The organism is Streptomyces profundus, assembly GCF_020740535.1.
Lineage (GTDB): Bacteria > Actinomycetota > Actinomycetes > Streptomycetales > Streptomycetaceae > Streptomyces > Streptomyces profundus.
The window spans coordinates 6,350,741-6,374,619 of the sequence record NZ_CP082362.1 but is presented as its reverse complement, the minus strand read 5'-3'; the positions used below and the strand labels follow the sequence as shown (position 1 = coordinate 6,374,619).

The following is a 23,879-nucleotide window of genomic DNA, read 5'->3' as shown; positions in this document are numbered from 1 at the left end:
CGGACACGCCGACGGTGGGGGGCGCGGAGCGGCGGGGGAGCCGCCCGCCGGGCTGGTCACGGGGTGGGGCGGTCGCGGCCGGCGGGCCGCGACGCCCGGGTAACACTCCTCGTGGGTCGCTCACTCGGTTCCCAGCTCCTTGTCGATCAGAGCGAGCAGGTCCTCGTCCACGAGGGGTCGGGGTCTCTCGCGAGCCCCGTCGGACAGCGTGATGTCCACGGTCGGTTCGCCCTTCGGCTCGAACTCGCTCAGCAGCTCCCGCAACCGATCCCCGATGACCCGCCGGTCGTCCGCCTCGGACGGGATCTCACGCAGCGCGGTGGACAGCCGGTCCAGCTCGGTGAGCACTCCCTGGGATGGGGACGTCGTCTGCTGGGGGAACAGTTCCGTGGCCAGCCGGTCAGCGAGCTGGGCGGGGGTCGGATGGCGGAAGATCACGGTGCTCGGCAGCCGGAGCCCGGCGGCGGCGTTGATCCGGTTGCGCAGTTCCACGGCGGTGAGGGAGTCGAACCCGATGTCGCGGAACGGCTGTTCCGGGGCGATGTCGCCGCCGGTGCCGTGCCGCAGCACGGTCGCCGCGTGGAGGCGCACCAGGTCCAGCAGGACGCGTCGGCGCTCCGCCGGGGCGGCGCCCGAGAGCCGTTCGGCCAGGGTGCCATCGCCCGAGGTGGTGGGCGCGTTGGCCGCCGGCTCGGCGCGCCGGCGGACGGTGCCGACCAGGCCCCTGAGCACGGCGGGGAGTTCGCCGGCCGCCGCCTGCTCACGCAGCCCGGCGAGGTCGAGCCGGGCCGCCACCAGGCCGGCGCCGCCGTCGGCGACCCCCTGGTCGAAGAGCGCGAGGCCCTCGGCGGCCTCCAGCGGGGCGACCCCGGTGCGGGACAGGCGCCCCACGTCCTGGCCGTCCAGGTGTCCCGTCATGCCGCTGGCCGCCTGCCACAGGCCCCAGGCGAGGGAGACGGCGGGCAGGCCGCGCCGGTGCCGGTCGCGGGCCAGGGCGTCCAACGCCGCGTTGGCCGCCGCGTAGTTGGCCTGGCCGGCGGTGCCGAGCACCCCGGCGACCGAGGAGTAGAGCACGAACGCGTCCAGGTCCAGGCCCCGGGTCAACTCGTCGAGCAGCAGGGCCGCCTCGGTCTTGGCCCGCAGCACCCGTTGGACGCGTTCGACCGTCATGGCCTCGACCGTGGCGTCGTCCAGCAGGCCGGCGGCGTGGATCACCGCGCCGAGCCGACAGTCCCCGGGGATGGCGGCCAGCAGGCCGGTCAGGGCCGGCCGGTCGGCGGCGTCGCAGGCGACCACCCGGGGTTCGGCGCCCAGTGCGGTGAGCTCCTCGACCAGTTCGCGCGCCCCGTCGGCGGCCGGCCCTCGCCTGCTGGTCAGCAGCAGGTGACGGACGCCGTGCCGGGTGACGAGGTGCCGGGCCAGCAGCGCGCCGAGCGTTCCGGTGCCGCCGGTGATCAGCACGGTGCGGTCCGGGTGCCAGGGGCGGCGGTTGGTCAGCACCAACTTGCCGACGTGCTGGGCCCGTTGCAGGGTGTGGAAGGCGTCGGGGGCCGCCTCCATGGGCCAGCTGGTGATCGGCGGCGGCGGGAAGTCGCCGTCGGCGAAGTGGCCGGCCAGCCGCTCCAGGGCGCCGGCGATGGCGTCCGGGTGCTCGGACATCAGGTCGAAGTACTGGTAGCGCACCCCGGGATACGCGGCGGCGACGGTGGCCGCATCCCGGATGTCGGTCTTGCCCATCTCCACGAACCGGCCGCCGCGCGGCAGCAGATCGAGCGAGGCGTCGGTGAAGTCGCCGGCGAGGACGTTCATCACGACGTCCACGCCCTCGCCGCCGGTGGTGGCGAGGAACCGGTCGCGGAAGTCGAGGCTCCGGCTGTTGGCGATGTGGTCCTCGGGCAGGCCGAGCGCGCGCAGGTGGTGGTGCTTGGCCGGGCTCGCGGTGGCGAAGACCTCGGCTCCGAGATGGCGGGCCACCCGGACCGCAGCCAGGCCCAGGCCGCCGGTGGCGGCGTGGATCAGGACACGGTCGCCCCTGCCCAGCCCGGCGCCTTCGACCAGTCCGAGCCACACCGTCAGATAGGTGACCGGGGCGGACGCGCCCTGTTCGAAGGTCCAGCCGTCGGGCAGCCGGATCAGCGTGCGGGCGTCGGCGACGGCCAGCGGGCCCATCGACTCCGGCAGCATGCCCATCACCCGGTCCCCGACGGCCAGTCGGGTCACCCCGGGGCCGGCCTCCACGACGGTGCCGGCGCCCTCGACGCCCACGCCCTCAAGGCCGGCCACCATCTCCAGGGCGACGACCAGGTCACGGAAGTTCAGCCCGGCGGCGCCCACCGCCACCCGCACCTGGCCCTCGGCCAGCGGTGCCTCGGCGCGGTCCGACGGCAGCGCCACGACGATGTCCCCCGCACCGCCCGAGGCGCCAAGCCGCCACGGCCTCTCCGGCACGTTCAGCGACGGCCGGGTCGCGCGGGCCAGCCGGGGGACGAACGAGCTCTCCCCGTTCACCCTGACCTCCGGCTCGTCACCGCCGCCCGCGACGGCGCTGACCGCGAACTCCGCGTCGTCCACGGCGTGTACCAGGGTGAACCGGCCCGGCTGCTCGTTCTGCGCGGTGCGCACCAGCCCGGCGACCGCGGCCTGTTCGGGCGCGTCGCCGGTGAGGGCGAAGACCAGCCGGGAACCGGTGAGCCGCTCGTCGGCCAGCCAGGTGGTCAGCAGCGTCAGGGCCGCCCCCACCGCCTCGGCCACGGGCCGTCCGGCCCGGACGGGCAGCACGACGGTGGCCGGCGGCGGCACGGGCAGCGCGCTCAGATCCCGCGCGTCCGGGTCGAGCACATACCGGTCGGCCGCCTCGGCGGCCGGCGGCACCTCGGCGGCCGGCACCCAGTCGATCCGGTAGAGCCCGTCCACGGGCGCGGCGGCGCTCTGGGCGGCCCGCATCTCAAGCGACTCGATGACGGCGATGACGCGGCCGGCGGCATCGGTCAGGCGCAGGCTGACGGTGTCGGGCCCCTGGGGGGTGATCCGGACGCGCGCGGTGGTCGCCCCGGTGGCGTGCGGCTCGACGCCGGCGAACGCGAACGGCAGGGCCACCTGTCCTGACGAGCGGTCCAGGGAGTCGAGCAGCGCGCCGTGCAGGGCGGCGTCCAGGAGCGCCGGGTGCAGACCGTGGTGCGCGGCCTCGGCCTGCTGGTCCGGGGCGAGCGCGACCTCGGTGAACACCTCGTCGCCGCGCCGCCAGGCGGCCCGCACGCCCTGGAACGCCGGGCCGTAGTGGTAGCCGAGGGCGGCCAGTCGCGGGTAGAGGTCCTCGATGTCCACCCGCTCCGCTTCGGCCGGCGGCCACGCGTCGGTCCCGGCGGGCTCGGCCGCCTCGGCGGGGGCGAGCACCCCGGTGGCGTGGCTGGTCCACGGCGCGTCCTGGTCGGCGTCCACGGGGCGCGAGTGGGCGGTGAAGGTGTGGGCGGCGCCCGCCGCGTCCTCCGCCGCCGCCACGGCGATCTGGAGCCGCACCGCCCCGCGTTCGGGGAGCCACAGCGGCGTCTTGAGGGTCAGTTCCGCGAGCCGCCCGCAGCCGACCGCCGCGCCGGCCCGCAGGGCGAGCTCGATGAAGCCGGTGCCGGGGAGCAGCGCCCGACCGTCGACGGCGTGATCGGCCAGCCAGGGGGTGGTGGAACGCGACAGGGTGGCGACCAGCAGCGCGCCGCCGCCCTCCGCGAGCGGCACCACCGTCTCGGCCAGCGGGTGGTCCCGCCGCTCCGAACCGGCCGCCGGGGCGGCCAGCCAGTAGCGCTGGTGCTGGAAGGCGTAGGTGGGCAGGTCCACCGCCTTGGCCCCGGGGTGGACGGCCGCCCAGTCGACGTCGGCCCCGCCGGCCCACGCCTGGGCCAGGGAGCTGACGAAGCGGTCGGCCCCGCCGTCGTCGCGCCGCAGCGTGCCGACGGCGACCACACCGGCGTCGGCGTTCTCCTCGATGGCCATGGCCAGCACGGGGTGCGCGCTGCTCTCGACGAACAGGCCGTGGCCCTGGTCGATGAGGGTCGCCACGGTGTCCGCGAACTCGACGGTCGAGCGGAGGTTGGTGTACCAGTAGTCGGCGTCCAACTCCGGTCCCTCCAGCGGCTTTCCCGTCACCGTGGACACGAAGGGCAGCCGGACCGGGCCGGGTTCGAGACCGTCCAGGGCCTGGAGCAGTTCCTCGCGGAGGATCTCCACCTGGGCGGAGTGCGAGGCGTAGTCCACGGCGATCCGGCGGACCCGGACGTCCTCCTTCTCGCAGTGGGCGACGAAGTCCTCAAGCGCCTCGACCTCGCCGGCCACCACCGTGGAGTGGGGGCCGTTGACGGCGGCGACGGAGAGCCTGCCCGCCCAGGGGGCGAGCAGCCGGGTGGCGTCCGCGCGCTCCAGCGCGACCGACGCCATGCCGCCCTGGCCAGCGAGGCGCTGCCGGATGGCGCGGGAGCGCAGCGCGACCACCCGGGCCGCGTCGGTCAGGGAGAGCGCGCCCGCCACCACGGCGGCGGCGATCTCCCCCTGGGAGTGGCCGACCACGGCGGCCGGCCGCACCCCGAAGGACTCCCAGAGGCGGGCCAGGGAGACCATCACGGCCCACAGCGCCGGTTGGACGACATCGACCCGCGCCAACCGCTCCTCGTCGGCCAGCACCTCGCGCAGCGACCAGTCCACATGGGGCGCGAGCGCCGCCTCGCAGTCGGCCAGCGCCTGCCGGAACACCTCGAACTCGTCGGCCAGGCGCAGGCCCATCCCGATCCACTGCGAGCCCTGGCCGGGGAAGACGAACACCGGGCCGAGACTGTCGGCGCCCGGGAGGGTCTGCCCGGCGACCACGCCGGGCGGGGGCTCGCCGGCCGCCAGTCCGGCGAGGCCGGCCAGCAGTTCGGCGCGCTGCCGGCCCGTCACCACGGCCCGGTGCCGGAACGCCGCCCTGGTCGTCGCCAACGAGAGGCCGATGTCGGCCGGCGGGGCCGCGTCATCGGCGGCGAACTCCCCGAGCCTGGCGGCCTGCGCCGCCAGCGCCTCGGCCGAGGCGCCGGAGAGCGGCCACAGCAGCGGCCAGGGCGCCGGCCCGGCCGGCTCGTCCGCCGGCTCGTCCGCCGCCGCCTGTTCGAGGATCACATGCGCGTTGGTGCCGCTGATGCCGAAGGAGGAGACACCCGCGCGCCGGGGGCGGTCGCGCTCCGGCCAGGGCCGGCCCTGGGCCAGCAGGGACACGGCGCCCAGGGTCCAGTCCACGTGCGACGACGGCTTGTCGACGTGCAGCGTCCTCGGCAGCGAGCCGTCCCGCATCGCCATCACCATCTTGATGACGCCGCCCACGCCGGCGGCGGCCTGGGCGTGCCCGATGTTGGACTTCAACGACCCCAGGTACAGCGGGTCGTCGGCGGTCCGCCCCTGCCCGTAGGTGGCGAGCAGGGCGTGTGCCTCGATGGGGTCGCCCAGCGTGGTGCCGGTGCCGTGCGCCTCCACGGCGTCGACGTCCCCCGCGGTCAGCCCGGCCGTGGCGAGCGCCCGGCGGATCACCTCCTGCTGGGAGGCGCCGTTGGGCGCGGTCAGGCCGTTGGAGGCGCCGTCCTGGTTGATCGCGGAGCCGCGCACCACGGCGAGCACCCGGTGCCCGTTGCGGCGCGCCTCGGAGAGGCGCTCCAGCACCAGCATCCCGACGCCCTCGGCCCAGCCGGTCCCGTCGGCGCCGGCGGCGAACGCCTTGCAGCGGCCGTCGGGGGAGAGACCGCGCTGGCGGCTGAACTCCAGGAAGATGCCGGGGCTCGCCATCACGGCGACGCCGCCGGCCAGGGCGATGGAGCAGTCCGACTGGCGCAGCGCCTGGGCCGCGAGGTGGAGGGAGACCAGCGAGGAGGAGCAGGCCGTGTCCACGGTGATCGCCGGGCCCTTGAGGCCCAGGGTGTAGGCGATGCGGCCGGAGAGGACGCTGTTGGCGCTGCCGGTGAGGAGTTGCCCCTCGAAGCCCTCGGGCGCCGCGTCGAGGCGGCTGCCGTACTCCTGGGCCATGGCCCCGACGAAGACGCCCGTCGGGGTGCCGCGCAGCGTCTCGGGGAGCATCCCGGCGCGCTCGATGGCCTCCCAGGAGACTTCGAGCAGCAGCCGCTGCTGGGGGTCCATGGTGAGCGCCTCGCGCGGCGAGATCCCGAAGAACGCGGGGTCGAACCCGGTGGCTCCGCCGAGGAAACCGCCCTGCCGCGTGTAGGAGGTGCCGCCGTGCTCCGGGTCGGGGTCGAAGAGGGACTCCAGATCCCAGGCCCGGTCGGTGGGGAAGTCGCCGATGGCGTCCTCGCCGGCGGCGACGAGCCGCCACAGGTCCTCGGGCGATTCGACCCCGCCGGGGAAGCGGCAGGCCATGCCGACGATGGCGATGGGCTCGTCGTCGGGGGTCGTGCCGGCCTGGCCCGTCCCGGTGCCCGCCGCGGACGGGGCGTCGTCGCCGGCGAGTTCGGCGCGCAGGCGCTCGGCGAGGGTGGCCGGCGTGGGGAAGGAGAACAGCGTGTCCGACGGCAGCCGCAGCCCGGTGGCGAGCCCGAGGCGGTCGCGCAGCTCGACGGACATGTGGGAGTCGAAGCCGGCGTCCTTGAACGTCGTCGCCTCGGCGACGCGGCCGGCGTCGCTCTGGCCCAGCACGGCCGCGGCGTGGCGCCGCACCAGGTCCAGCAGGCGTCGACGCTGCTGGGCCCGGTCGCCGGTCGCGAGCTCACCGGCGCGGGCGCCAGCCGCCGGGGTCGCGGTGTCCCGGTCGGGCGCCGCGACGGCGGGCGGCGGGGCGGTGACGTCGCCGGCGTCGCCCTCGGGCAGCCAGTAGCCGTCGCGTTGGAAGGCGTAGGTGGGCAGGTGGACGCGCCGCGCGCCCAGGCCGTCGAAGGCGGTCTCCCAGTTCAGCGACACCCCACGGGCCCACGCCTCGGCGACGCTCGCCAGGAACCGCCGGCCGCCGCCCTCCTGGCGGCGCAGGCTGCCGACGGCGGCGACCTCCACGTCCACCGCCTCGGCGGTGGCCACGATCGGGGCGCAGAGCACGGGGTGCGGGCTGGCCTCGACGAAGTGGGTGTGGCCCTCGGCGATCAGCGCGCGCACCGCGTCGGCGAAGCGCACCGTCTGCCGCAGGTTCCGCACCCAGTACCCCGCGTCCAGCTCGGCGCCGCGCACCACCTCGCCGGTCACCGTCGAACGCAACGGCACCCGGCACTCCCGCCCCCTCACCTCCGCCAGCGCCTCGGCCAACTCCTCCCGCACGCCCTCCACATGCTCCGAGTGCGAGGCGTAGTCCACCGCCACCCGGCGCACCCGCACCTCCGCGGCCTCCCAGCGCTCCAGCAGTTGCTCCAACGCGGCCACGCCGCCGGCGACCACCGTGGAGTCGGGGCCGTTCACCGCCGCGACGGAGACGCCGGGCACGCCGTCGAGCCACTCCTCGACGCCGGCGACCGACAGGCCGACGGACGCCATCGCGCCCCGGCCCGCCAGCTTCCTCGCGATCACCCGGGACCGCACCGCCACCACGCGAGCACCGTCGTCGAGGGAGAGCCCGCCGGCCACCACGGCCGCCGCGATCTCCCCCTGTGAATGGCCCACCACGGCCGCCGGCGTGACTCCGAACGACTCCCACAGCCGGCCGAGCGACACCATCACCGCCCACGACAGCGGCTGCACCACATCGACCCGCGACAGATCGCCCCGCAGCTCCTCCCAGACGTCCCAGTCCACCCACCGCGACAGCGCCGCCGCGCACTCCCCAAGCGCCGCGCCGAACACCGGGTAGTCCTCGGCCAGTTCGAGGCCCATGCCGGCCCACTGCGCGCCCTGCCCCGGGAACACCAGCACGGGGCCGGCCCCGGTGGTACCGGCGACGCCGCGCACGAGCTCGGGGGCCGGCTCGTTGGCCGCGAGGTCGGCGACGGACCTCAGCAGCTCGTCGCGGTCGGCGCCGACGACCACGGCGCGGTGGGCGAAGTGGGCGCGGGTGGTGGCCAGCGAGAGGCCGACATCGCCCGGCGTCACCTCGCCCGGGGCGGACTCCAGCGCGTGCCGCAGCCGGTCCGCCTGGGCGGCGAGCGCCCTGGCGTCACGTCCGGTGAGCACCCAGGGCAGCGGGCGGGCCGGCGCGGTGGTGCGGTGGGTGGCCCTGCCGCCCTCGGCGAAGTCGGCGAGCACCACGTGGCAGTTGGTGCCGCCGAGGCCGAACGAGGAGACGCCGGCGACGAGTTGGCCCGGTGTCGCGGCCCAGGCACCGTGTTCGGTCCGCACCCTGAGGTTCAGCCGGTCGAGCGGGATGCGGGGGTTGGGCGCGGTGAAGTGCAGGCTGGGCGGCAGCTCCCGGTGGTGGATGCTGAGCGCGACCTTGAGGAGGCCGACGATGCCGGCCGCCCCCTCCAGATGGCCCACGTTGGTCTTGACCGAGCCGACGGGCAGCGGGTCGCCGGCCGGGCGCCCCGCGCCCACCACGGCGCCGAGGGCCGCCGCCTCCACGGGGTCCCCCGTGGGGGTGCCGGTGCCGTGCAGTTCGACATAGCGCGCCCGGCGGGGGTCGGTGCCGGCCCGCTCGTACGCCAGCCGCAGCACCTCCTCCTGGGTCTCGGGGCGCGGGGTGCCGAGGGAGTCGCCGCCGCCGTCGTTGTTGACGGCGCTGCCACGGATCACGCAGTACACGGTGTCGCCGTCGGCGACCGCGCGCTCCACCGTCTTCAGGAGCAGCGCGGCGCCGCCCTCGCCGCGGACATAGCCGTCGGCCCCGGCGTCGAAGGTGCGGCACCGGCCGCTGGCGGCGAGCGCGCCCATCCGGGCCGAGGTCGCGGTGGAGCCGGGGGCGGCCACGAGGTTGACGCCGCCGACGAGGGCCGCGTCGATCTCGCCCGCGCGCAGGCTCTCGCAGGCGAGGTGGACGGCGACCAGCGACGACGACTGGCCGGTGTCCACGGTGAGGCTGGGGCCGCGCAGGCCGAGGGCGTAGGAGACGCGGTTGGCCAGCATCGCCCGGCGGGTGCCGGTGAAGGTGTGGTGGGTGAGCGCCGCCCCGCCCCGCCGGTGCGCGAGTTCGGCGTAGTCGTCCCAGATCGCCGAGGCGTAGACGGCGGTGCGGGAGTCGCGTATCCGGTCGGGGACGGTGCCGGCGTTCTCCAGCGCCTCCCAGGCCAGTTCGAGCATCAGCCGCTGCTGGGGGTCCATGGTGACGGCCTCGCGGGGCGAGATGCCGAAGAACTCCGGGTCGAACAGGTCCACGCGGTCGAGGAAGCCGCCCTGGACCGGGGTGTCGACGTGCCGGGCGCGGCTCTCGGGGAGTTCGCCGACCGCGTCCACGCCGTCGCGCAGCAGTCGCCAGAACTCGGTGGGGTCCACGGCCCCTGGCAGTCGGCAGGCGACGCCGACGACCGCGATCGGCGCCTGTCCGTGCGTCCGCGTCGTGCGTGCACCCTCTGAGCGTCCGGATTCCTTCGTCATGCGATGTGCTCCCGCCGGTGCCGTGGGGGGTCGTCTGCGCCGCCGCGACGGCGCCGTCGCGTCGCGGTCTGGTGATTCCGCCGGTATCCCGATTCGATTCTGTGGGCGGGCCGTGGCGTTCGCCCCGGAGTCGGCCCTGGGTCGGACCCCAGCCACCACCGGGGGTGGTGACCTGGGGCGGCCCTCGGGACGTGCCGGCGCCGGGCGTCCGAGCGGATCGGACGCCCGGTGCGCTCGGCCGTCAGCTGCGCTCTAGGTCGCTGAGGCCGTAGAGGACCTTCATGTTCTCGATGCGCCCCTCGGCGCCGACCTCGAAGATGTCGATCGCCCTGATGATGCCCCGGGGCCGGTCGGGGTCGGTGATGTCGTTGAGCGCGGCGGCCACGGGCGCCGCGATGGTCCGGCCGTCCAGGGCGGCGGAGAGCCGGCCCGGCTCGATCTCGATCTCGCTCGCCAGGACGACGTCGGTGAAGAACGCCCGGATCGCGGCTGCGCCCTCGTGCTTGGCCTGGCCGTAGGGGTCCTCGACCACGGCGTTCTCGTCGAAGAGGGCCAGCACGTCCTCCAGCTTGCCCGCGTTGAGCTTGGCGAAGTAGTCGAGAATGATGTCCTTGCGGCGCTGTTCGTCCAGCATGAGCTTCCTCTTGAAGGTTGGGGTGGGAACGGCGTTGTAGTGGCGGTAGTCGTCCGCGTCGTACGGAGCGGTCGGCTCGCCGAGCCAGTAGCGCTCCCGCTGGAACGCGTAGGTCGGCAGCTCCGTCAGGCGCACGCCCCGGCCCTGGAAGACCTCGGCCCAGGTGACGTCGCCACCGTGCTCGAAGAGGTCGGCCACGTCGTCCATCGCCTCGCGCGCACCGGGTGCGGACAGGACGAGGACCTCCGGGTCGGGGGTCGTGGGGGCGGCCGGCAGGGACCGCCAGAACTCGGGCTCGCTCACGTCGGCCGCGGTCACCTCGGCCCCGGTGCCGGCGACCCGCAGCTCAACGGCCGGGGTGCCGATCCGCACCCGGGCCAGGGTGCGGCCCAGCACCTCCGGATTCTCCGCGGCGCCGGCCGAGACCACGGCGGCGGCGTTCGCGAGCGGCAGCCAGCCGGCGGCGTGGACGGCGGCCGGGCCGCCCGCGCCCGAGACGAGCAGTTGGTCGGGCACCACGCCCCAGCTCTCGTAGAGCCGGAACAGCGCCACCTCCCAGGCGAAGGCGTCGGCCGCCGGGCCGCTCGCCTGGTGCAGGTCGAGTTCGCCCCTGGCCTCGTCCCAGGCGTCGGCGAAGACGGGGAACGTCTTGTACAGCTCGGTGTGGTCGCCCCCGTTGGCGCCGGCGAAGAGCACGACCGCCCGCCGCTCCTTGGTCTCCTGGTCGGTGAGGAGCACCGACAGGTCGGAGACCGGGCGGCTCTCCACCTCCCGCAGGCCGTCGACGAGTTCCCGCAGGTCACCGGCGACGACGACGGCGCGGTGCGGGAAGACCCCGCGTGACGACAGGGTGAAGGCGACGTCCTGGAGGGAGGCGTCAGGGCGGCCGGCGAGGTGCTCCCGTAGGCGGCGCGCCTGGGCGCGCAGCGCGGCCGGCGTCAGCCCCGAGACCGGGAACGGCAGGGGTTCGCCCGCCGGCTTCGCCGCCGGCTCCGGGTCGGGCTCCGGCTGCTCCAGGATGAGGTGTACCTGGGTGCCGCTCGCCCCGAAGGAGGAGACGCCCACCCGGCGGATGCGCTTGCGCTGCGGCCAGGGCTGGGTCTCGGTGACCAGCTCGACGGCGCCCGCGCTCCAGTCGACGTCCGTGACGGGCTTGCTCACGTTCAGCATGGCGGGCAGCGCGCCATGCCGCATGGAGAGGATGGCCTTGATGACGCCGGTGACGCCGGAGGCGTTCTGCGGGTGCCCGATATGGGATTTGACCGTACTCAGGCGCAGCGGCTCGGTGCGGTGCTGCCCGTAGGTGGCGAGCAGCGCCTCCAGCTCGACGGAGTCGCCGAGCCTGGTGCCGGTGCCGTGGCCCTCGACGGCGTCGATCTCCGCCGGCGCCAGGCCGGCGTCGGCCAGCGCGTGCTCGAACAGGTCCTGCATGGAGCGGGCGTTGGGGGCGGTCAGGCCGTTGCTCGCGCCCTTGTGGTTGACGGCCGAGCCACGGATGACCGCCAGCACCTGGTGCCCCAACCGGCGGGCGCGCGAGAGGCGTTCGACGGCGACCATGGCGCCGCCCTCGCCCCAGCCCGGGCCGTCGGCGTCGTCGGAGTAGGGCTTGCACCGGCCGTCCTCGGCGGCGCCGCCGGTCAGCTGGTGCCAGGCGTAGGGGAAGGCGAGGACGGTGACCCCGCCGGCGAGGGCGACATCGCACTCGCCGCGCCGCAGCGCCTGGGTCGCCAGGTGCAGGGAGACGGCGGACGAGGTGCAGCCGGTGTCGACGGTCAGCGTCGGACCGTTGAGGTCGAGCAGGTAGGAGAGGCGCCCGGACGCGAAGGCCGGGGCGACGCTGGCGCCGAGGTACGCCTGGCTCTCCTTGGGGATGCGGGGCCCGGGGTTGAAGCCCTGCGAGGTGATGCCGGTGAACGCGCCGACGCGGGTCTCCCGGTCCGCCCTCGGGTTCACCCCGGTGTGCTCCAGGGCCTCCCAGGCGAGTTCGAGCAGGATGCGCTGCTGCGGGTCGAGGACCACGGCCTCGTGGCGGGAGATGCCGAAGAACTCGGGGTCGAACTCGCTGACGCGCTCCAGCAGTCCGGCCTCGCGGATGCGGCGGACGGCGTCGCCGAGCAGCGAGTGCTCCTCCTCGTCGTCCGGGTCGCCCCAGCCCCGGTCCTCGGGGGGCGGGCCGACCATGTCCCGGCCGTCGATCAGCACCCGCCACAGCGCGTCGGGGTCCTCGATGCCGCCGGGGAGCCGGCAGCTCATGCCGACCACGACGATCGGGTCGTCGTCGGGTGCCACGGCCGCCGGCTTCGGCTCGGGGCGGCTCTCCACGGCGGTGCCCACGAGCTGGTCGCGCAGGAAACGCGCCAGGGCCGCGGGGTTGGGCTGGTCGAAGACGAGCGAGGCGGGCAGCTTGAGGCCGGTGGCGCCGGCCAGCCGCTTGCGCAGCTCGGTGATCGTCAGCGAGTCGAAGCCGATGTCGAGGAAGCGCTGCCGGGAGCCGATGGCTTCGGTGGTCTCGTGGCCGAGGACCGCCGCCGCCTGCTCCATCACCAACTTCAGGAGCAGCTTCTCCTGCGCGGCCGGCGAGATCGCGGCCAGGCGCTGGGCCAGCTCGCTGGTCGGTGCCTCCGCGCCGGTGGCGCCGGCGGCGCCGGCGTCGGCCTCCGCCTGGCGGGCGGCGCGGACGGCCGGCAGGTCGGACAGCAGCGGGCTGGGACGGGTCGTGGTGAAGCTGGTGGCGAAGGTCTCCCACTCCATGTCGGTGACGACAAGGGTGGTCTCGTCCTCCTCCACGACCTGCGGGAGGGCGGCGAGGGCGACCTCGGGAACCATCGCGCGCACGCCTCGCCTGCGCATGCTCTCCATGAACGCCGTGTCCTCGCTGAGCGCCCCGCTGTCCCACAGGCCCCAGGCGACCGAGGTGGCCGTGAGGCCCCGGGCGCGGCGCCGCTCGGCCAGCGCGTCGAGGTGCGAGTTGGCCGCGGCGTAGGCCCCCTGGCTGCCGCCGCCCCAGATCGCGGAGTGCGAGGAGAAGAGCACGAACGCGTCCAGCTCGTCGTCGGCGGTCAGCTCGTCGAGGTGGTGGGCGCCCAGGACCTTGGCGCCTCGGATGCGCCGCAGGTCCTCGGGGCGCATGGCGTCCAACGGCACGCCCTCGGTCGAGCCGGCGGCGTGCAGGACGGTGGTCAGCGGCAGGTCGGCCGGTATCCCGTCGAGCAGCGCTGCCACCTCGTCGCGGACGGCCACATCGCAGGCCGCGATGGTCACCCGGGTGCCGGTGGCGGCGAGTTCGGCCCGCAGTTCGCGTGCGCCAGGGGCCTCCTCGCCCGCCCTGCTGGCCAGCAGCAGGTGTTCGGCGCCGCGCCGGGCGAACCAGCGCGCCAGATGGGCGCCCAGGTTGCCGGTGCCGCCGGTGATCAGCACGGTGCCGGTCGGCCGCCAGGTGCCGGCCGGGGCCCGGTCGCCCAGCGGGGCCGGGAGCAGCCGCCGCCCGAGGACGCCGGTGGCGCGGATCGCGATCTGGTCCTCGTCGTCCGTTCCGCCCAGGACGGCGACCAGCCGGGACAGCGCCCGCTCGTCGAGCTCCTCGGGCAGGTCGACCAGGCCGCCCCAGATGTGGAACGCCTCAAGGCCGGCCACCCGGCCCAGGCCCCACTGCTCGGCCTGGTGCGGGTCTGGCGCGGGATCGGCCGGGGTCGCGGCGACGGCGCCCCTGGTGGCGTGCCACAGGGGCGCGCCGAGGCCGGAGTCGCCGAGCGCCTGGACGAGCGTCAGCAGATGTCCGGGCGCGGTCTCCTGGTCGAGGGAGAGCAGCGAGAGCACGCCGGAGAGGGTGGGCAGGGCCGCGCCGAGGTCGGTGAGTCGGGTGGCGAGGCCCTCCCGCGTCAGCGCCGGGTCGTCCAGGTGGACGACGACGGTCTCGGCGCCGCCGTCCCGCAGTCCGGCGGCGACGGTGGCGATCGTCTCGTCGCCCTCGGCCGGCACGACCAGCAGCCAGGTGCCGGCGAGTTCGGCCGAGGCGGCGGGGAGCGGCTTCCAGGTGACGCGGTACCGCCAGGAGTCGAGGGTCTGCCGGGTGCGGTTGCCCGAGCGCCATTCGGCGAGCGCGGGAAGCAGCTCGTCGAGGGGACGGTCGGCGGCGACGCCGAGTTCGGCGGCGAGCGCCGCGGCGTCGCCCTGTTCGACGGCCTCCCAGAAGCGGGCGTCGAGGGTGTCGCCGGCGGCCTGCGGGACGTCGGTCGACATCACGGCGGGTGCCAGCCAGTAGCGCTGCCGCTGGAAGGCGTAGGTGGGCAGCTCGCCGCTGGGGACGCCGGGGCCGGGGCAGAGGCCCGCCCAGTCGGCGGCGACGCCGGCGACCCACGCCTCGCCGACGGAGGTGCGGAAGTGTTCGGGGGTGCCCTGGTCGCGGCGGAGCGAGGCGATGGTGACGCCCTCGCCCTCGGTGGTCTCCTCGATCGAGGCGGAGAGCACCGGGTGCGGGCTGCACTCGATGAACACGGTGTGGCCGGCGTCCCACAGGGCGCGGGTGGCGCTCTCGAACTCGACGGTCGCCCGCAGGTTGCGCACCCAGTAGGCGGCGTCGAGGGTGGTGGTGTCGACGGGACCCTGGTCGCGGCCGACGGTGGAGTAGAACGGCACGCTGCCGGCGGCCGGCGTGATCTCGCCGAGCTCCCGCAGGAGTTCGTCCCGCACGGAGTCGACCTGGCGGGAGTGCGAGGCGTAGTCGACGGGGACGCGCCGGGCGCGGATGTCCCTGGCCTCGCAGACGGCGAGCAGCTCGTCGACGGCGCCGACCTCGCCGGCGACGACGGTGGACCCGCTGCCGTTGACGGCGGCGACGGACAGCCGCTCGCCCCAGCGCTCGATCAGCTCGGCGACCTCGGCGCGGCCCCTGGCCAGCGACACCATGCCGCCGGAGCCGGCGAGCCGCTGGCCGATGACGCGGCTGCGCAGCACCGCGACGCGGGCCCCGTCCGCCACGGTCAGCGCACCGGCCACCACGGCGGCGGCGATCTCGCCCTGGGAGTGGCCGACGACGGCGGCCGGCCGCACGCCGTGGGACCGCCACAGCTCGGCCAGCGCCACCATGACGACGAAGAGCACCGGCTGCACCACGTCGACCCGGGCCAGGTCGGGCGCGCCTGGCGCGCCGCGCAGCACCTCCTCGACCCGCCAGTCCACCAGCGCCTCGACCGCCGCCGCCGCCTCGGTGAACGCGGTGGCGAACTCGGGCGTGCCGTCGAGGAGTTCGACGGCCATGCCGGCCCACTGGGAGCCCTGGCCCGGGAAGACGAAGACCTCCCTGGTGGCCGTCTGGGCGGTGCCCTCGACCAGCCCTGGCGCGGCGCGGCCGGTGGCCAGGGCGTCGAGGGCGTCGCGCAGCGCCGCCCGGTCGGTGGCCACGAACGCGCCACGGCGGGTCAGCGCCGCCCGGCCGTGGGCCAGGGAGGCGGCGAGCGCCGCGGGCGTCGCCTCGGGGTGCCGGTCGACGTAGTCGGCGATCCTGGCGGCCTGGGCGCGCAGCGCCCGCTCGTCCTGGCCGGAGACCAGCAGCACGGCCGGGCCCCTGTCCTCGGCGGGGGCCGGCTCGGGCGCCTCGAAGCGCGGCGCCTCCTCCAGGATGACGTGCGCGTTGGTGCCGCTGATGCCGAACGAGGAGATGCCGGCCCGCCGGGGCCGCTCGCCCCGGACCCAGGGCCTGTTCTCGGTGAGGATGCGGACCTCGCCCGCGTCCCAGTCGATATGGGGCGACGGCACCTCGGCGTGGAGCGTCTTCGGCAGGGTCTCGTGCTGGAGGGAGAGCACCATCTTCATGATGCCGGCGGCGCCGGCGCCCGCCTGGGTGTGCCCGATGTTGGACTTGACCGAGCCGAGCCACAGCGGGTCGCCCGCACCCCGGTCCTGGCCGTAGGTGGCGATGAGGGCCTGGGCCTCGATGGGGTCGCCGAGCGAGGTGCCGGTGCCGTGCGCCTCGACGACGTCGACCTCGGCCGGCGTCAGCCTTGCGTTGTTCAACGCGGCCCGGATGACGCGCCGTTGGGAGGGGCCGTTGGGCGCGGTCAGCCCGCTGGACGCGCCGTCCTGGTTGACGGCGGAGCCACGCACCACGGCGAGCACCTGGTGGCCGTTGCGCCGGGCGTCGGAGAGGCGCTCAAGCAGCAGCACGGCGCTGCCCTCGGCGGAGCCGAAGCCCTCGGCGTCGGCGGAGAAGGCGCGGCAGCGGCCGTCCTCGGCCAGGCCGCGCTGGCGGCTCAGCTCCACCAGGCCGTAGGGGGTGGGCAGCACGGTGCCGCCGCCGGCGAGGGCGAGGTCGCACTCGCCCTGCCGCAGCGACTGGACGGCGAGGTGGAGGGTGACCAGGGACGAGGAGCAGGCCGTGTCGACGGAGACGGCCGGGCCCTCAAGGCCCAGGGTGTAGGCGACCCGGCCGGAGACGACGCTGGTCATGCTGCCGGTGCTGACATAGCCCTCGACCGAGGCCGGCAGCGCCTCCCAGTTGGTGGCGTACTCGGTGGCGATGGCACCGGCGAAGACGCCGGTGGCCGAGCCCTTGAGCGACAGCGGGTTGATGCCGGCCCGCTCCAGCGCCTCCCAGGAGATCTCCAGGAAGAGCCGCTGCTGCGGGTCCATCGCGAGGGCCTCGCGCGGGGAGATCCCGAAGAGGGTGGCGTCGAAGTCGCCGACGTCCTTGATGAAGGCGCCGCCCTGGACATAGGTGGTGCCCGGGTGGTCCGGGTCGGGGTGGTAGATCGCGGACACGTTCCAGCCGCGGTCCTCGGGGAAGGCGCCCACCATGTCCCGGCCCTCGGCGAGCACCTCCCACAGCTTGTCGGGGGTGTCGACGCCGCCGGCGAAGCGGCAGCCAAGACCGACGATGGCGATCGGCTCACTGGCCGCCGCGCGCAGCTTCTGGTTCTGCTTGCGCATCCGGTCCGCCTCGGCGACCGAGGCGCGCAGGGCCTGGAGCAGCTTGTCGGGAGAGGCTGTGGAGGAACCGCCCGATGCGGAAGGCGGGGTTGAGCTGGTCATGAGATTCCACTCCTCGACGGTCAGGATTCGTTGTCGCCCAGGACCAGGCTGATGAGGTCGTCGGCACTCATCTCGCCGATGGTCCGATCGGCCGTTGGGTCGGCGGCCGAACCGCCGGCGGACGGGTCGTCACCGCGTGCCAGCCGCAGCAGGACATCGGCGATCCCGGCCTCCTCGAAACGCTCCATCGGCAGGGTCGCCAGGGCCCGCCGGACCTCGGCCTCGCGGGCGTCCCCCGGTGTCTCGGGCTCGGTGTCGGGGGCGAGTTCGGAGAGCAGCAGGGCCGCGAGCGCCGCCGGCGTCGGGTAGTCGAAGATGAGGGTGGCCGGCAGCCGCAGGCCGGTGTCGGCGCTGAGCCGGTTCCGCAGCTCCACGGCGGTCAGGGAGTCGAACCCCATGTCCTGGAAGCCGCGTTCGGGGTCGATCGCCTTGCGCGAGCCGTGCCCGAGGATGGTGGCCGCCTGGCCCCGCACCAGGTCGGTCACCTCTCGTTCCCGCTCGGCGGCCGGCAGCGCGGCCAGCCGGTCGGTGAGGGAGGAGACCTGCCGGCCGGCGGCCTGCCGCCTGGCGGGCCGGACCAGGGCCCGCATCAGCGGCGGGATCTGCTCGGGGGCCGCGCCCTGGAGCGCCCGCACGTCGAGCGGGGCGGTCAACAGCAGCGGCTCGTCGGTGCGGAGCGCGGCGTCGAACAGCTCCAGGCCGCGCTCGCTCGACATCGGGGCCATGCCGCCGCGCGCCATCCGCTGGTGGTCGCTGTCGCTGAGGTGGCCGGTCATCTCGCTGGCCTGCTGCCAGTGGCCCCAGGCCAGCGAGACACCTGGCAGGCCGAGGCTCTGGCGGTGGTAGGCGAGGGTGTCGAGGAACGTGTTGGCTGCGGCGTAGTTGCCCTGGCCGCTGGCGCCGAAGAGGCCGGCCGCCGAGGAGAACATCACGAACCACTCCAGGTCCAGGCCGGCCGTCAGCTCGTGCAGGTGCACGGCGGCGTCCAGCTTGGGCCGCAGCACGCGGTCGACCTGCCCGGGCTCCAGGGAGTGGATCATGCCGTCGTCCAGCACACCGGCCGCGTGCACCACGCCGCTCAGCGGGGCGTCCTCGGGCAACGAGGCGAGGAGCGCGGCGAGTTGGGCGCGGTCCCCGGTGTCGCAGGCCGCGACGGTGACGTGGGCGCCGAGCTCGGCCAGCTCCTGGCGCGCCTCATCGGCGCCGGGCGCCCGCTCGCCCCTGCGGCTGACCAGCAGCAGATGGCGCACGCCGTGGCGTTCGACGAGGCGCCGGGCGATCAGCCGGCCGAGGGTGCCGGTGCCGCCGGTGATCAGCACGGTGCCGGTGGCCGGGGTGCCGGGCACCCGCAGCACGTTCTTGCCGATGTGCCGGCCCTGGGCCATCCAGCGGAACACCTCGGGGGCGCGCCGCATGTCCCTGGTGCGGATCGGCAGCGGCGCGATCCGGCCCTCCTCCAGGGCGGACACCACGAGGCGCAGGATCGCGTTGAGCCGCTCGGGCCCGGCCTCGGAGAGGTCGAAGGCGGCGTAGGAGACGTCGTCGCGGACGGCGCTCGCCTGCTCGGCGGTGCGGATGTCGGTCTTGCCCATCTCCAGGAAGCGGCCCCCCGTGCCGAGCAGCCGCATCGAGGCGTCGACGAACTCCCCGGCGAGGGAGTTCAGCACGACATCGATGCCGCGACCGTCGGTGACCTCGCCGAACTGCTTCTCGAAGACGAGGTCGCGGGAGGAGGCGATGTGGTCGTCGTCGAGGCCGAATCCGCGCAGCACATGCCACTTGTCGGGGTGGGCGGTGGCGAACACCTCGGCGCCCCAGTGGCGGGCGAGTTGGATGGCGGCCATGCCGACGCCGCCGGCGCCGGCGTGCACCAGCACCTTCTCCCCCGCGCTCAGCCCGGCGAGGTCGCCGAGCCCGTACCAGGCGGTGGCGAACGCGACCGGCAGGGACGCCGCCGTCTCCCAGGCCCAGTTGCGCGGCACGGGCACCAGGAGGCGTTCGTCCACCACGTTGACGGACGCGAAGGCGCCGGCGGTCACGCCCATCACATGGTCCCCCACGGCCACGCCGGTGACGCCGGCGCCGGTCGCCACCACGACGCCGGCGGCCTCGGCGCCAGCGGCGTCGTCGACCTGGAGCATGCCGAGGGCGGTCACCACGTCACGGAAGTTCAGGCCGGCGGCGCGGACCCGGACGCGGACCTGGCGTTCGCCCAGCGGCTCCCACACGTCGGGGGCGGGGTCGAGCGCCATGTCGTCCAGGGAGCCGGAGCCCGTCCAGGCCAGGCGCCAGCCCTCGTCGGCGGGCAGCACCAGGCCGGCGCCGGAGTCGATCCGCCGCAGCCTGGGCACCAGGGGCTCGCCGTCGCGGGTGGCGACGACCTCGCTCTCGCCGCAGTCGAGCGCGGCCCGCAGGCCGGTCAGGTCCACTCCCCCGGCGCCGGTGTCCAGCAGCCCGAAGCGTCCCGGGTGTTCGGCGGAGGCGGACCGCACCAGGCCGCGCACGGCGGCGGCGGTGAGGTCGCCGACCTCCTGGCCGACGGCGGTGGCGACCGCGCCGCTGGTCACCAGGACCAGCCGGGCGGACGTCCAACGGGCGTCGTCGATCCAGTCCTTGAGGAGTTCGAGGGTGTCGAGCACGGTGCCGCGCGCGGCGTCCGGGTCGACCGTGGGGACGTTGTCGGCGCGGATCGCCGGCGGGCAGGGCAGCAGCACCGTGCCGGGCAGGGGCCGGCCGGCGTCGACGGCCTCGGCCAGCTCCGGCAGGCTCCGGTAGGCCGGGAGCCCTTCGAGGCCGAGCCCCTGGTCGCCGGTGCCGTGCGGGGCGAGGACCGCGACGTCGCCGCTCGCGACCGCCGTGGCCGGCTGCCCCAGCGGCTCCCACGCCAGCCGGAAGAGCGCGTCGGAGAGGTCGGGGCCGCCGCTGTCGCCCGCGCCGCCGAGCGAGGCCACCGGCCGGTTGACGATCGACTCCACGGCGAGGACGGGCGAGCCGTCCGGGTCGGTGGCGCTGACGGTGAGCTTGCCGTCCTCGGTGAGCGCGGACCGCACCCGGAGCGCCGTCGCGCCGGTGGCGGCCAGGGTGAACCCGCGCCAGACCCAGGGCAGATGGACCTCGATGCCGTCGACCTGGTCGCCGGCGCGCAGCAGCCCGGTGTGCAGGACGGCGTCGAGCAGCGCCGGGTGGATGCCGAACGAGGACGCCGACTCGCGGTGCTCGTCGGGGAGTTCGACCTCGGCGAACACCTCGTCGCCACGGCGCCAGGCGGCTCGCAGGCCGCGGAAGGCGGAGGTGTACTGGTAGCCGGTGCCGGTCAGCCGGTCGTAGAAGTCCTCGGTGTCGGCGGCCTCGGCGCCGGCCGGGGGCCAGACGGTGGACTCGGGCGCCGGCACGGGCTGGCCGTCGTCGGCGAGCAGACCGCTGGCGTGCCGGGTCCACGGGGCGTCGTCCTCCCCCCTGGGCCGCGAGTGGACGCTGACCTGACGGCTGCCGGCCGGGTCCAGCGGGCCGACCCTGACCTGGAGCTGACGCTCCGCCCCCTGGTCCAGGATCAGGGGCGCCTCCAGGGTGAGTTCGTGCACATGCGGCAGGCCGACCTCGTCGCCGGCGCGGACCGCGAGCTCGGCGAAGGCGGCGCCCGGCAGCAGCACGCTGCCCTCCACGGCGTGCCCGGCAAGCCACGGCTGGGCGGTCAGCGACAGGCAGCCGGTGAGGACCACGGTGTCGCCGTCGGCGAGCGCGAGCAGCGCGCTGAGCAGCGGGTGCCCGGCCTCGGCGATGCCGGCGGCGCCGAGGTCGCCGACCCGCCCTGAGGGGGAGAGCCAGTAGCGGTCCCTGGCGAAGGCGTAGGTGGGCACTTCGAGGGCGGCGGGCGCGACGGGCAGCGCCGGCGTCCAGTCGACCGGCAGGCCGTGGGCGTGGGCCTGGGCGAGCGCGAGGAAGAACTGCGTGGGGCCGCCGTTGTCCCGCTTGAGGGTGGGCAGCACCACGGCGCTCGCCTCGGCCCGCTCGACGGTCTCCGTCAGGCCGAGGCTCAGCACCGGGTGCGAGCTGACCTCGACGAACGAGCCGTAGCCAGCGGCCAGCAGATGGTCGACGGCGGCCTGGAACTCGACCGGACGGCGCAGGTTGCGGTACCAGTAGTCGGCGTCGAGTCCGGCGGTGTCCAGGGGCTCGCCGGTGACGGTGGAGCAGAACAGCACGGGTGATTCGGTGGGCTCGACGTCGGCCAGCTGGCGGCGGAGGTCGTCCTCGATCTCCTCGATCTGCGGGGAGTGCGAGGCATAGTCCACGGCGATGCGGCGGGCCCGCACCCCGTCGGCCTCGCAGGCCGCGACGAGCGCTTCGAGCGCCTCGGGATCGCCCGCCACCACGGTCGAGTTGGGCCCGTTGACCGCGGCGAGCGACAGCCGCCCCTCCCAGGCGGCGATCCGCTGGGCGACGGCGTCGCGGGAGACCCCGATCGACGCCATGGCGCCGCGCCCGGCGAGCTTGGTGATGGCGGCGCTGCGCCGCACCACGACGCGCGCCGCGTCCCTGAGGCTGAGCGCCCCGGCGACATGGGCGGCGGCGATCTCGCCCTGGCTGTGGCCGACCACGGCGGCCGGCTCGACGCCGTGCGCGCGCCAGAGCGCGGCCAGCGCGACCATCACGGCGAACGACACGGGTTGCACGACGTCGACCCGGTCGAGCCCGGGGGCGCCGGGCGCCCGCGCCAGCACCTCCGTCAGCGACCAGGGCACCTCGGCGGCGAACGCCTCCTCACAGCGCGCGATCTCGGCGGCGAACACCGGGGAGGCGTCGAGGAGTTCGTGCGCCATGCCGGCCCACTGGGCGCCCTGCCCCGGGAAGACGAAGGCGACACGGCCCGGCTTGCCGACCGTCCCCGCCGTCACGTGGGGGGCCGGTTCGCCGGCGGCCAGCGCCCGCAGCCCGGCGACGAACTCCTCGGTGGTCGAGCCCACCACGACGGCGCGCCGGTCGAAGGCCACGCGGTGCCGGGCCAGCGCGTTGGCGACCGCGGCCGGCTCCAGGTCGGTGCGGGGCTCGGCGAATCCGGCGAGCCGCTCGGCCTGGGCCGCGAGGCTCTCGGCGGACTTGGCGGAGACCAGCCACGGCTGGACCGGGGTGCGCCAGCGGGTGGCGTCGGCCGCTTCCCCTCCGGCGTCGGCCGGCCGGGCGGGGGCTGACGGCGCCTCCTCGATGATGAGGTGACCGTTGGTGCCGCTGATGCCGAACGAGGAGACGGCGACGCGGCGCGGCTGGTCGCCCCGGGGCCAGGGCCTGGCCTCCTCAAGCAGCCGCACCTCGCCCGCGCTCCAGTCGATGTGCGGGGACGGCTCGTCGACGTGCAGCGTCCTGGGCAGCACCTCGTTGCGCAGGGCGAGGACCATCTTGATGACGCCCGCGACGCCGGCGGCGGCCAGCGAGTGGCCGATGTTGGACTTGATGGAGCCGAGCCACAGCGGGTCGGCGCCGGCCGGCCGCTGGCCGTAGGTGGCCAGCAGGGCCTGGGCCTCGATGGGGTCGCCGAGCGTGGTGCCGGTGCCGTGCGCCTCGACGACGTCCACGTCCTCGGGCGCCAGCCGGGCGTTGGCCAGCGCCTGCCGGATGACCTTGCGCTGGGAGCGACCGTTGGGCGCGGTCATCCCGTTGCTCGGCCCGTCGTGGTTGATCGCGGAGCCACGGATCACGGCCAGCACCGGGTGCCCGTTGCGGCGGGCCTCGGAGAGCCGTTCCAGGACCAGCACGCCGACGCCCTCGGAGAACGCGGTGCCGTCGGCCGCCGCGGCGAAGGAGCGGCAACGGCCGCTGAAGGTCAGCACGTCGAGGGTGCTCATGCTGGTGAACATGTCGGGCGTGGCCAGCACCGTCGCCCCGCCGGCGAGGGCGAGGGCGCACTCGCCCGCGCGCAGCGCCTGGACCGCCTGGTGGATGGCGACCATCGACGAGGAGCAGGCGGTGTCGACGGTGACGGCCGGCCCCTGGAAGCCGTAGGTGTAGGAGAGCCGGCCGGCGATGGAGTACATGCCGACGCCGGTGACGAGGTGGCCCTCGCTGCCCTTGATCTCCTCCTCGGCGCCCTGCCCGTAGGTGGTGGCCGTCGCGCCCAGGTAGACGCCGGTGAGGCTGTTCACCAGCTCGGTGGGGACCAGGCCGCCGCGTTCCATGGCCTCCCACGAGGTGGCCAGCAGCAGCCGCTGCTGGGGGTCCATGGTGAGCGCCTCGCGGGGCGAGACCCCGAAGAACCCGGCGTCGAACCGGTCCACCCCCCGCACGAAGGCGCCCTCGCCCTCGCTCCGCGGCCAGCCACGGTCGTCCGGGAAGCCGGAGACCGCGTCCCCCTCGTCGAGGAGGAACCGCCACAGTTCTTCGGGGGAGTCGGCGCCGCCGGGGAACCGGCAGCTCATCGACACGATCGCGATCGGCTCCTGCGCGGTGGCGATCAACTCTTCGTTCTGCTGGCGCAGTTGCTCGTTCTCGGTGAGCGATGCCCGAAGTGCCTCGATGATCTCATCGGAGGAGGTGGTCATGCCGGTGATCTCCGTTTCCCATTTCTGTGACGTCGATGGCCGTGCGCGCGGCGGTCGTCTCCCGGCCATCGGGCGCTTGTTGCTCTTCGACTCGGCACTCCGGGCGGCGGGGTGGCCCCTTCGGCGATTCTTGGCGACACGCTCCGCGCCCACCCCGGTACCCGCCCCCGGGCCGTACCCCAGAGTCGGGCCCGGGGGGTCTCCCGGGCCCGAACATC

2 protein-coding genes and 1 pseudogene are annotated in these 23,879 nt (G+C 75.4%); all 3 read right to left on the bottom strand.

Features of this window, described 5'->3' with window-relative positions:
• Positions 1-120 precede the first annotated feature (120 nt).
• Entirely contained in the window at positions 121-9,468 is a 9,348-nt protein-coding gene (locus K4G22_RS27285; RefSeq protein WP_228083114.1) for a type I polyketide synthase, read from the bottom strand.
• A gap of 241 nt (positions 9,469-9,709) precedes the next feature.
• Positions 9,710-17,068: pseudogene (locus tag K4G22_RS27280) on the bottom strand (type I polyketide synthase); the annotation flags it as partial.
• Positions 17,069-17,148: 80 nt separating this feature from the next.
• Positions 17,149-23,661 (bottom strand): type I polyketide synthase, encoded by a 6,513-nt coding sequence (locus tag K4G22_RS27275; RefSeq protein ID WP_228083112.1) that lies wholly within the window; start codon positions 23,659-23,661, stop codon positions 17,149-17,151.
• Between the last annotated feature and the right edge of the window lie 218 nt (positions 23,662-23,879).